Origin of the sequence: Paenibacillus terrae (assembly GCF_005217525.1) — a bacterium.
GTDB classification, from domain to species: Bacteria; Bacillota; Bacilli; order Paenibacillales; family Paenibacillaceae; genus Paenibacillus; species Paenibacillus terrae_C.
Map to the genome: position 1 here is coordinate 1197493 of NZ_PNXQ01000016.1, position 11087 is coordinate 1208579.

The following is an 11087-nucleotide window of genomic DNA, read 5'->3' on the forward strand; positions in this document are numbered from 1 at the left end:
CTGAGCCTTTAAAGTCGCTTTGCTGTTGGGAAGTTGCATCGGAGCAACAATTTCCTTTTCACTTGGCTGGTTTACCCGAATGTCATAGCGCTCGGGAAGCAGCTTTGAGGCTAAACCGACGTAAAAAAGAACCAGTAAAAATAAAAACAGAAGATAGCGTGTTGCCACGCTATACTTCCATCCACTCATTCTATGCTGGAACGTTTTGCCCTTAGACAATTCCTTCGAGGTCATCTGAAACAATCCCTCTCCATCATCTTTTTCAAGACAGCTACGCTGCTTATTTTCATACTTCAGGATTCTGCAAAATCCTCACTTCTTATAGCTTCACATCCGTGATATGAAGGCTTACCCCTGATTTTCGGCAACCTGGTCGTAAGCCACGATGATTTTCTGAACTAGGGAATGACGGACAACATCCTCTTGTGCAAAATGTACAAAGCCTATTTCCTCAATTCCCTGTAAAATCGCATTCGCTTCAATCAGACCGGATTTTTTGCCACGAGGCAAATCAATTTGCGTAACATCACCGGTGATGACCATTTTGGAACCAAAGCCCAGTCGGGTCAAAAACATTTTCATTTGCTCCGGCGTGGTGTTTTGCGCTTCATCCAAAATAATGAACGAATCATCCAGCGTCCGTCCCCGCATATAGGCCAGCGGCGCGATTTCAATCAGCCCGCGCTCCAGTGCCTTTGCTGTCTGCTCCGGTCCCATAACATCGTACAACGCATCATACAACGGGCGCAGATAAGGATCAACCTTTTCCTGCAAATCCCCTGGCAAAAAGCCCAGATTCTCGCCTGCTTCCACCGCAGGACGGGTTAATACAATACGCTTGACCGAACCTTCCTTCAGGGCAGCTACGGCTAGCACTACTGCTAAATACGTTTTACCCGTACCCGCCGGGCCAATTCCAAATACGATATCGCGTTTTTTTATCGTGGTTACATAGTGCTTTTGTCCAATTGTTTTGACACGGATCGGCTTACCCCGGAAGGTGGTCGTGATTTCTCCCTTGAACAGATCAAGCAATTGATCGGCGCGTAAATCTTTTGCCAACTCAATCGCATAATGGACGTCTCTTTCGGTCAGGATATATCCATTACGAATTAACTGAAGCAGTACATCGAATAATTGTTCGAGCACTTCCACCTCATGTGCGTTGCCAAAAATATTGATTTCCGCCTCACGGGAATCCATTTTTGCGGGAACAGCCGCTTCAATCAATTTTAAAAAGGAATCCTGCGGGCCGAACAGCGCCTGTCCTTCTCCCGCATTGTTCAATGCAATTTGTATGCTGCGTTGTTGTTCTGCCAAATAGCCTCATTCTCCTTGGTTATGAACTAGCGGAAGTTCTTCCGCAATATTCTGTTCCACTTCAAAAAGCACTTTCATATAAACTTTACCATTCTCTCTCTTCTCATGCAAAATTTTTTGGCCCATTATTTTCGTTCCTTTGCCGTATTTAGCTAAAATATTGGCTCGCGCCCCTTCTATTCCCCTATTTTGGGCTTCTGCTTCCGTAAGCTTATCCTCATGTATCTTTGTCTCCCTCACGCTTTCGGTCATCCAACCGACTGGGAGACGGAAGGATCGCCACGTCAGCGGGTCATGCTCAACTGTGGTTTTATGCGTGGAATAAAGGATTTTTCCATATCCCCATACCTGCACCGCGCGGTTGCCCAGCACCAGATACAGGCGTTCGTGATGGTTTCCAGTATATGTGCTGCTGCGTTGCACCGTCGGACTGGTGATTTCGTACTCATGCCACACGAGGCCCTTAATCTCCCCCTTGGCTACAACCTGCTGCTGATTCTCCTCATCCCCGAGCGTTCCCGAGATAAGAATGGCTCCTTTTTTGACACGTGTATTTTTATGCACGACAGGACGACCCTGCTCGGCAAAAATTTCAGTGACTACCGCATCTGCCTTGCTGATGAGATGACGTGGACTATAGAGCGGCTCAGGAGTAGGCTGTGAGGCTTCAACGACCTGAATCGTCACTGAGGTGCCCTGCTTCTCCACACCGATCCAGGACGCCTCAGGGAGCTTCTGCATGAGTGCACGCGAAAGCTTGTCCTGACTGGAAACACGGAAGCTCCATTGAAAAGGATACAAACCCTCCTGACGGGCAGCCTTGAGTACGGATTCCGTTGAGAGCTTGTCATTCCCCTTTACTTCAACGTCCCAGATGAGCGAAGACATCAGGAACAGGCCTACCCAGAATACAGCCAGTCCAACCAGAAAAAATTTGCGTTTAGCCAGCCTCGCAATGGTAAAGGGAATTCCCTGTCGTTTCAAAATATGCATTTTGCAGCCTGTCCTTCTCAGAAGCGGGCGCAGCAGGAAGACGTGCGGCAGCAGAAGGTTCATTTCTGCATGTCTTGTACCCATCGGCCGCACGTTCCAAACAGGTATTTGATGCTCAGTGAGCAGATTAATGAAAGCTTCCACGCTCTCGCCCTTGACGGCAAGGGTAACCGTGCCACGCAACTTTGTTAAAGCGGGATGTTTCATGAGCCTTCCTCCGTTCCTTCCAATTGGATATCCGTAATGTGTCCTTCCACACTTACCTGCTCAGGCATAATAGATGTGATGACAAGCCCATGCCCCGACACCCGCAGCCTGCCCTGCGCAAGCGCAAGTACAAGCCGATCCTGCGTGAAGTCCACGACGCCCCGGTGATTCTCCACATAAAGCTGGCGGCTGCCAATGAGAGTTAACCTCGGCAGGTCAAATAGAATGTCCTGCGGAAGTTCCAGCGTCTCACTGGCCCACTTTCGCAGTTTGCGGCTCATCCGGCTCATACGAGGGAATCTCCTTTCCTGTCATAAAAACAATTGTTATCCAACGGCTAATCATTGCTTTTATGGCAGCTACGCTGCTAATTTTCATTTTCTGTTATGTTCATCCAGTAGATCATAATTGTTTTCATGGCAGCTACGCTGCTTTTTATAAATTGCCGATGCCGCTTTAGATATGGGCGTCGTTACACCAGCGCCACAGATATCTGTACTGTACACCTTATGATTCAGCCTCCATATTTATGAAAACAAACTAACAATTCATAGTAGATCTTATCTTGCATAGCAAGAGCCTTGATAATTGGAAAATACACAATTTAAAAAAGACAACCCCGTTTAAAGCATCGAAACGAGATTGTCTTTTCCTGATTTTATAAAGCCATTCTGTTATTTTCGGAATGATGATTCAAAAGAGAGCTTTTTCTGGAATATAGAAAATAAACAGCCAACCCTATAACGAGCCAAATCACAAAACGGATGAATGTTTGGCTCTGCAAATTCAGAATGAGCGCTCCACACGAAATAATAGCCAAAATCGAAATATACGGAGTTTTGTATTTAGGATGGACCTTTGACAATACCTTGGGCACCAAACCATCACGTGACATCGCAAACATGATACGAGTTTGACCGTAGAGCATGACAGTAGTCATACCTAAAATGGCACCCACATTCACAAGCCCCTCAACCACAAAAGAAATAGAATCTTGCTACTACATGGTTTATCACATCATATGTCAGGTTATAAGAGGATCTGTCGCTAAACTGATTTCTATTCTGAACTAGCCTATGTATTAGCAAAAAAATAGTCCGCACCAGCTAAAGCCAGGGCGGACTAAACCATTCATGCAAACTCCAAATAAAACGATACTAGCTTAAATCTTTTTAACGTCTTCCTCCACCCATATAACGCTTGGAACGCGGTGGACCCAATATTTCTGCCCAAATCACACCTCTGCGCAGGTCAGCCGCCGTTACTGTGCTACGCTCCTGTAAAGCTCCCTCAGGGGCATCTGTAATCTCTCCAGACTCCCTTGCATTGGATATGCGGTCGAGACGGGCTAAAACCGATCTACGCTCTTCTTCCATGGCCCGGATTCGATCCTCCAGAGTCGAACCGTTATCCAGGGAATCCCGCTTCGACTGCTCCTCAGTTTCCGTCCAACCATTCATTGGTTCATCCACGCGACGAGCTTCCATAACTACACGCCGTTCATCAGGAAATTGACGCTGCAATTCTCCAGCAGTATCCTGCCTTTGCAGCTGACGCTGCTCCTGTCTGTGTTCCATGGAGGAAGGTCTGGATGGTGACGAAGGACCGCGGGAACCGTGGTCGCCACCAAACGTAGGCATACCCTTTCCCGGCGGCGCTTTTCTCTCTGTGCTTTTCATGCTTTTGCCCAAAAAAGACACCAACGCAAAGCCGATCACAATCAGGATATACAAATGCTCAAAAATCCAGCTGATAAAGTTCATAACTCACCGCCTTGCTGCCGCAATTCATCGGCTATATCCTTTGGTTAATCCCGGTTTTTGTTGTCATTTCCCGAGTTTTCATTCGGTTTGCCCAAGGAGCCGCGCATTTGCGTATCTGCCTCAATGTTTTTCAAATTCATATAGTCCATAACGCCAAGTTTTCCGCCACGGAGCGCCTCAGCCATCGCCAACGGCACTTCGGATTCGGATTCAACCACACGCGCTCTCATCTCTACGACACGCGCCTTCATTTCCTGCTCCTGCGCCACAGCCATTGCACGCCGTTCTTCCGCTTTCGCCTGCGCAATCCGTTTATCAGCTTCCGCTTGCTCGGTTTGCAGGAAGGCACCAATGTTTTTACCTACATCGACGTCCGCAATATCAATGGACAAGATTTCAAACGCCGTTCCGGCATCCAGACCTTTGGACAGCACCGTTCTCGAAATGGAATCCGGGTTCTCCAGCACGTCCTTATGCGAATTACTGGATCCGACAGTTGTAACGATCCCTTCACCGACCCGCGCAATAATCGTTTCTTCTCCGGCACCCCCGACGAGTCGATCAATGTTGGCACGCACTGTAACACGAGCCTTAACTTTCACTTCGATACCATCCTTGGCTACCGCAGCGACAGTAGGTGTCTCAATAACACGCGGATTAACACTCATTTGGACCGCTTGCAGAACATCCCGACCTGCAAGGTCAATCGCAGCTGCGCGTTCAAATTCGAGCGGAATATTGGCCCGCTGTGCAGCAATCAGCGCATTGATCACTCGGTCTACATTACCACCCGCTAGGAAATGACTTTCCAACTGATTGATGTTTAAGCCCAGACCAGCCTTGGTTGCCTTAATCAGCGGATTCACAATCCGGCTTGGCGTTACACGCCGTAATCGCATAGCCACCAGTGTAATAATGCCAATCCTCACCCCCGAAGCCAATGCTGAAATCCACAGCATCACCGGGAAAAAACTAAAAAATACGCTTAACACAATAATTACTACAACGGCAATCAGCAAAACGCTGACAATACCCGATTCGAACACTAGCATCATCCTCCATTAATCTAATTCTTCGTTTGTTTACGTGTTTCAGACGCTGGTGTCCGCCTTGACCACAATGCGTCCGCCTTCTACTTTGGATACGATAATGGGCATATCCGTAGCAATAAACTCGCCGTTTGTCACGACGTCCACACGTTCGTCAGCAATAAGCACGGTTCCTGCTGGACGAAGCGGTGTCAGACTCACACCTCGCTGTCCCAGTAGCACTTCCCGGTTCACAACCGAAGAAAAGCCTTGGTCAGCCGTCAAGCTTTCTTTAAGTATAAAACGGTTCCATATTCCCCGATCCTTGAAAGCAATCCCTATGATTGCCACCACAGCAACGGCAGCAGCAAAGGCTATACCCAATGATATAAAAGCATGCTGCATGTTGTAGGCCGCGCGAACAACTCCGGCGACAAGACTGATGGAACCTAAAATACCCAGAACACCAAAGCTTGGAATGAACATTTCAAGTATAAGCAAGGCTAGACCGATGATAAACAACAGCCACGTCTCGGAACCTGCAAAGCCAGCAATATAATTGCCGAAAAAGTACAAACCAAATCCGAGCACGCCTAAAATTCCTGGCACTCCAAATCCTGGTACGATTAGTTCAATGACAACCCCCGCGATACCGATAAATAAAAGCAATGTCTGCACAATCGGGTTGGTCAATATCTCGGCTGCTTTTTCAGCCCATGTCTGCTCCACGTGAAATACATCATCCGTGCTATAGCCCATCCACTGAATAACTTCTTGTTCTGAAGAGGCGATGTGATCCGCATAGCCCAGTTTAAGTGCTTCCTCGCTGGTTAAAGAAATGATCTGACCTTTTTCTTTATTAAAGTTCAGCTCCGGTATAGCTACAGCAATTTGGGAGTCTACCATACCTCTCGCAATATCCGGGTTACGTCCGCCGGATTCTGCAGCAGATGCCATGCTGCTCTTCCACCAAGCCACCGTTTTCGGGTCAGTGATAGCTTGCCCACTGCCGTTCACTAACGCTGCTGCTCCAATGATGCTGCCCGGCTTCATGACAATTTTGTTTGCGCTTAACGCAATATAGCTTCCCGCAGAGGCCGCTTCGCCTCTTACATAGGCTACGGTCGGAATCGTGCTGTCTTTAATCAACTTGCCCAGCTTTTCCGCTGTGTCTACCCGTCCGCCTGGCGTATTAATATCCAGTACAATGAGGCCTGCTTTGGACTCCACTGCTTCTGCAAAGCCGCGTTCCATAAAGCTGACAAGCCCTTGTTCAATTTCCTGATCCACCGGTATAACGAACACAGAACCGCCTTTCACAGCGGCCGCTGCTGATCCCGAATGGAATAACGGCAACAGCAAAACGGATATCATGATCCACATGGTCCAAAAGATCATTTTGCGCCCGGAGTGGTGATGTTCTCTATGCATTACTCTCCCCCCTTTCGATCTTTCTATGTTATAGCATATCAAATTTTGTCAGGTAAACCATACAGTTTTCAGGATTTATTGTGAAATTCTTGAGTATGTTGCCAATCCTGACGGCTATCATGTACTTTACGTACCCAATGGACATCACGTTTCAAATGAATATAGAAAGCGTTCACAAAAAACATCTTATAATAATCACCCTATGACAAACGCGACAGATACAGAAATAACACCCTCTGTAAACAGAGGGTGTTGAGCGTTCCTGTTTGTCGCAGGTTTATTGCAGAAATTGCTGAACCGCTTGGTTCACGAGCTTACCGTCAGCGCGGCCTTTTACCTTAGGCATCAAGGCCGTCATTACTTTCCCCATCTCTGCTTTCGAAGAAGCACCGGTTTCCTGGATGGTCTGCTGTACAATAACTTTAATTTCTTCTTCAGAAAGTTGTTCGGGAAGGTACTGAGCGATGATCTCTATTTCTGCTTTAGTGCTTGTCGCAAGTTCATCACGACCGGCTTTTTCAAATTCATGGAGGGCATCTTTTCGCTGTTTGATCTCACGACTCAGAATATCAAGCACTTCGTTGTCGTCCAAATCCCGTTTCAAATCTATTTCAAGATTTTTAATCGTAGAACGAACCATTCGAATGGTGGAGAGTTTGAACTTGTCCTTACTCTTCATTGCTTGCTTCATATCTTCGTTCAATCGTTCGCTCAAATTCATGATTGCTTAGATCCTCCTAGAACTTTCTCTTACGAGCAGCCTCGGACTTTTTCTTGCGCTTTACGCTTGGCTTTTCATAATGCTTGCGTTTCTTCACCTCAGCCAATACGCCATCCTTAGCAATGGAACGTTTAAAGCGACGAAGTGCAGCATCAATTGTCTCGTTTTTGCGAACTTTAGTTTCAGACACCAGTTTTCCCTCCCTCCGACCAGACCGTCCAAGAGCAATAACACGGTTCATCAAATTTTATTATAGGTGAAACAGAAACCGGGTGTCAACCTATAAGAAAAAATGAATAAATAATGAATACAAATTTCCCCCATTACGTCCATATTACTTATAAACAAGCACTGTCATTCTAAGAATGTGAGTCCGAAATTCCCGTTAAGGCACCCAATGGGGCACCGCCCAACAGATGATAATGCAGATGTCCCACCACTTGACCGCTATCCGGGCCGCAGTTGTTAATCAACCGGTAACCGGATTCAGCAATACCCAGTTTTTTCGCCACCTCAAGCGCAACACGATGGATCTCCGCAATCAGAGGAAGATCCTCTTCCGTCACAGCATTCATTGAAGGAATATATTTCTTCGGAATAATGAGTACGTGTACTGGCGCCGCAGGCTGGATGTCATGAAACGCGAGCACATTGTCGGTTTCCAGCACTTTTTTGCTGGGGATGGTTCCATCCACAATTTTCAAAAACAGATCGTCCATTCAAAACCCTCCTTTGGCAGTGAGCCGACCATCAGATTCGAAAGTGCAGAACCCGTGCTTTCGGCATTCAAAGTTATGTATTTCCCACAACCGATTGGAATATATACAGTTATGGCTTGTTATACCTACGTTTCTATATGTATCATAACGGAAAAAGGGGCTTAATACCAGTTCCCTCTCCCCGCTTCTTCTATAATGGCTTTTACGCCTTCATCAATTTGATCCGGTTGAGCCCGCGAAATACTGATGCGTAAAAACTTTTCGTGTTCCTTATAATCAGATAAGTAAAATCCTTTACCGGATACCACCTGCACCTTCCTCGCGGCAAGACGCTGCACCAAACGCTCCATGTTCACCGTCCGAGGCAGCTTCAACTGCATATACACTCCCGAGCTTACAGCCGACACTTCAATCACCCCGTCCTGATTGTATCGCTCCACTGCCTGGTTTAAAATGCGAATGCGTTCCGCATACAGGCTGCATATCGTGTGCTTGTGGCGTTCATACATTCCATTTTTAATATATATATCAAGTGCGGCCTGAGATAAAATGGAGGTGTCCACGTATCTTTTGTATGCGCTGAACGTCTTTAACAGGGTTTCCGGCAAAACCGCAACGCCTAAGCGCAAGCCCGGGAAAATGATTTTGGAGAAGCTTTTCAAATAAATGACACGGTCTGTCTGATCGTACGCATATATAGGATCAAAAAGGTGATCGCTCCCCAAATCAGCCATGTAATCATCCTCCACGATGTACACATCGTATTTGGCAGCTAATGCGGCTATAGCCTTGCGTTCCCCTGTGTTGTATGAGGTTCCCAGGGGATTATGATATCTTGACATCGTGTAAAAAAACTTGATGCTCTCGTTCTTAAATTGATGCTCCAATTCCTGCAAATCCATACCTGCCGCTGTTCGGGCGATGGTGCTGACGGGTATGCTCTCTCCCTCCAAAAAACGCAAATAAATATCGTAGCTTGGCTGTTCTACCAAAACCGTCTTTTTGCCGTTCGGAAACGGAATTTTGGCAAGGATTTCCAGTGCCTGCTGAACACCAGAAGTAACGATAATCCGCTCCATTTTTGCAAATACCTGATTATCGGCCAAGTGAGAAACGAGCGTATGGCGCAGTGTCTCCAATCCTTGCGAATCTCCATAGGTGAACAAATGATATTTGTACGTATCTATGGCCTGATTCAGACAATGCTGAAAGTCCAGATAAGGAAATACATTTAAATCCGGGGAGGCCGAAGCAAAATCAATCAAGGCCTGAATATGACCTTGGCTATGATGCAAATCGCCGGAGTTCTCCACCACATAATATCCGCTTTGCGGAATGGAATAGATGGCGTGTTTCTTTTCAAGTTCGGCATATGCCCGCAAAATCGTGCTTTTGCTGCACTCGTACAACTCTGAAGCATCTCGGATAGAAGGCAGCTTCTGACCCGAGCTGTATTGCCCCTCGCGGATTTTAAGCTCTATATCCGATAGAACCGAAATATATTTTTTCACAATGATCCTCCTGCCTGCTTATTTCACTTTTTCTAGTTCTTTATAGGTTGATGTTAACATGCTTTATGTGTAAGCAGGATGCCCTAGTTTATAAAACTGTACCGATACAGTTATGACAATTTGATATCCCACAGGCTCGTCCATTGTTGTACCTTTAGTTCATCGGAGAGGACGTTCGCGAACATGGTCCCGAAGATTGAAAGAGAGGTAGGCAACTTATGGACACCCAAACAAAAGGATTAAAACTGGCTTATTTTTTTGCGGTGCTGAATGCTGCAATTATTGGATTTTCGTTTTTATTTACTAAAATGGCGTTAGTGTATGCTCATCCCATCGATACGCTGACCTATCGGTTTGCAGCTTCTTTTATAGTCCTGTCAATTCCGGTGGCCTTGGGGTGGATCAAGCTGTCTTATCGGGGCAAACCCATATTTAAAGCACTGCTGCTGGCTCTAATGTACCCGTTGGGATTTTTCACCCTACAAGCATTTGGATTACAGCACGCAACTTCCGCCGAGGGAGGTATTATGTATGCCTTCACACCCGTTGTAACGATGATCATTGCTTCCCTATTTTTAAAAGAAACAACGACCCTTTTACAGAAGCTGTCGATCTTTTTATCTGTTTTCGGCGTTGTGTTCATCTTTATCATGAAAGGAAGCAGCTTTAACTTGTCCAATTTGGGCGGGCTCTCCATGCTCTTCCTGACGTGTGTAGCGTTTGCTGGATACAGCGTTTTGGCACGCTCTCTTTCAAAGCATTTTAGTCCGGCGGAAATCAGTTATTTTATGATGGGTATCGGATTTATTACATTTCTGGCCATATCGCTCACTAACCATATTCAAAGTGGGACACTGGGCACATTTGTAGCCTTGTCCAGCAACGGTACCTTCATACTGTCCATTATATATCTTGGCGTGGTGGCCTCGCTTATCACTTCACTGACTGCAAATTTTGCTTTGTCGAAAATAGAAGCGTCAAAAATGAGCGTATTTACCAATCTGTCGACCATCGTGTCTATCGCAGCCGGGGCTTTGTTTATTGGAGAAAAGATAACAGTGTACCATCTGATTGGCTCGTTACTGATCATAGCCGGGGTGATCGGAACCAATTATTTAGGCCGGAAAAAGACAGTATCGCTTCGTGCAGACACTAATAAAACGTAGTCGCTTATAGAGAAATGAGCTGGAAAGGAAAGAATGTTGAGATTGCTGAGGGCATGCTATGAGGTAGAAAAAAGAGGCTGTTTCTTCTTGGCGGAAGAAGCAGCCTTAAGTATGTCATGATGACCTCACTATGGCGATTAAAAGACAGGGGTTTAATAATAAGGGAGCAGGCTGATCGCGGTCAGCGCAGCAAGCGGCAGGATCAGACGGTTAAAGCGCCGACGTCCA

11 protein-coding genes and 2 pseudogenes are annotated in these 11087 nt (G+C 46.4%); 1 reads left to right on the top strand and 12 read right to left on the bottom strand.

The genetic code is table 11. The features are described 5' to 3' along the window. The 12 genes and pseudogenes from C1I60_RS26000 to C1I60_RS23185 form a co-directional block, all read right to left on the bottom strand. Positions 1 to 234, bottom strand: a pseudogene (locus tag C1I60_RS26000) (metal-dependent phosphohydrolase); the annotation flags it as partial. A 114-nt stretch (positions 235 to 348) separates the two neighbouring features. Then, positions 349 to 1320: a PhoH family protein gene (locus C1I60_RS23135; protein ID WP_014282491.1), complete on the bottom strand. Its 972-nt coding sequence runs from the start codon at positions 1318 to 1320 to the stop codon at positions 349 to 351. 6 nt (positions 1321 to 1326) lie between these two features. Further along, positions 1327 to 2520, bottom strand: coding sequence for a sporulation protein YqfD (gene yqfD, locus C1I60_RS23140; protein WP_137063816.1), 1194 nt, complete (start codon positions 2518 to 2520; stop codon positions 1327 to 1329). Then, entirely contained in the window at positions 2517 to 2810 is a 294-nt protein-coding gene (yqfC, locus tag C1I60_RS23145) for a sporulation protein YqfC (RefSeq protein WP_137063817.1), read from the bottom strand. Before yqfC ends, yqfD begins: the two co-directional genes overlap by 4 nt. Before the next feature lie 368 nt (positions 2811 to 3178). Further along, a pseudogene (locus tag C1I60_RS23150) lies at positions 3179 to 3496 on the bottom strand (amino acid permease); the annotation flags it as partial. A gap of 196 nt (positions 3497 to 3692) precedes the next feature. Next, positions 3693 to 4283 carry a YqfB family membrane protein gene (locus C1I60_RS23155; protein ID WP_137063818.1) on the bottom strand — a complete coding sequence of 197 codons (591 nt, stop codon included), beginning with the start codon at positions 4281 to 4283 and terminating at the stop codon, positions 3693 to 3695. A gap of 44 nt (positions 4284 to 4327) precedes the next feature. Continuing rightward, on the bottom strand, positions 4328 to 5335 hold the full coding sequence (gene floA / locus C1I60_RS23160) for a flotillin-like protein FloA (protein WP_137063819.1): 1008 nt from the start codon (positions 5333 to 5335) through the stop codon (positions 4328 to 4330). Positions 5336 to 5374: 39 nt separating this feature from the next. After that, positions 5375 to 6742 (bottom strand): NfeD family protein, encoded by a 1368-nt coding sequence (locus C1I60_RS23165; protein ID WP_137063820.1) that lies wholly within the window; start codon positions 6740 to 6742, stop codon positions 5375 to 5377. A 277-nt stretch (positions 6743 to 7019) separates the two neighbouring features. Continuing rightward, complete coding sequence (locus C1I60_RS23170; protein WP_013311146.1) at positions 7020 to 7463, bottom strand: GatB/YqeY domain-containing protein; 444 nt, start codon at positions 7461 to 7463, stop codon at positions 7020 to 7022. Between the two features lie 16 nt (positions 7464 to 7479). Further along, positions 7480 to 7653: a 30S ribosomal protein S21 gene (gene rpsU / locus C1I60_RS23175; RefSeq protein WP_005547957.1), complete on the bottom strand. Its 174-nt coding sequence runs from the start codon at positions 7651 to 7653 to the stop codon at positions 7480 to 7482. A gap of 169 nt (positions 7654 to 7822) precedes the next feature. Further along, a complete protein-coding gene (locus tag C1I60_RS23180) occupies positions 7823 to 8182 on the bottom strand; it encodes a histidine triad nucleotide-binding protein (RefSeq protein ID WP_137063821.1) in 360 nt (119 codons plus the stop codon). Between the two features lie 161 nt (positions 8183 to 8343). Beyond that, complete coding sequence (locus C1I60_RS23185; protein WP_137063822.1) at positions 8344 to 9693, bottom strand: aminotransferase-like domain-containing protein; 1350 nt, start codon at positions 9691 to 9693, stop codon at positions 8344 to 8346. 218 nt (positions 9694 to 9911) lie between these two features. On the opposite strand from C1I60_RS23185, the gene C1I60_RS23190 reads away from it, so the two are divergent. After that, entirely contained in the window at positions 9912 to 10859 is a 948-nt protein-coding gene (locus tag C1I60_RS23190) for a DMT family transporter (RefSeq protein ID WP_137063823.1), read from the top strand. Positions 10860 to 11087 lie beyond the last annotated feature (228 nt).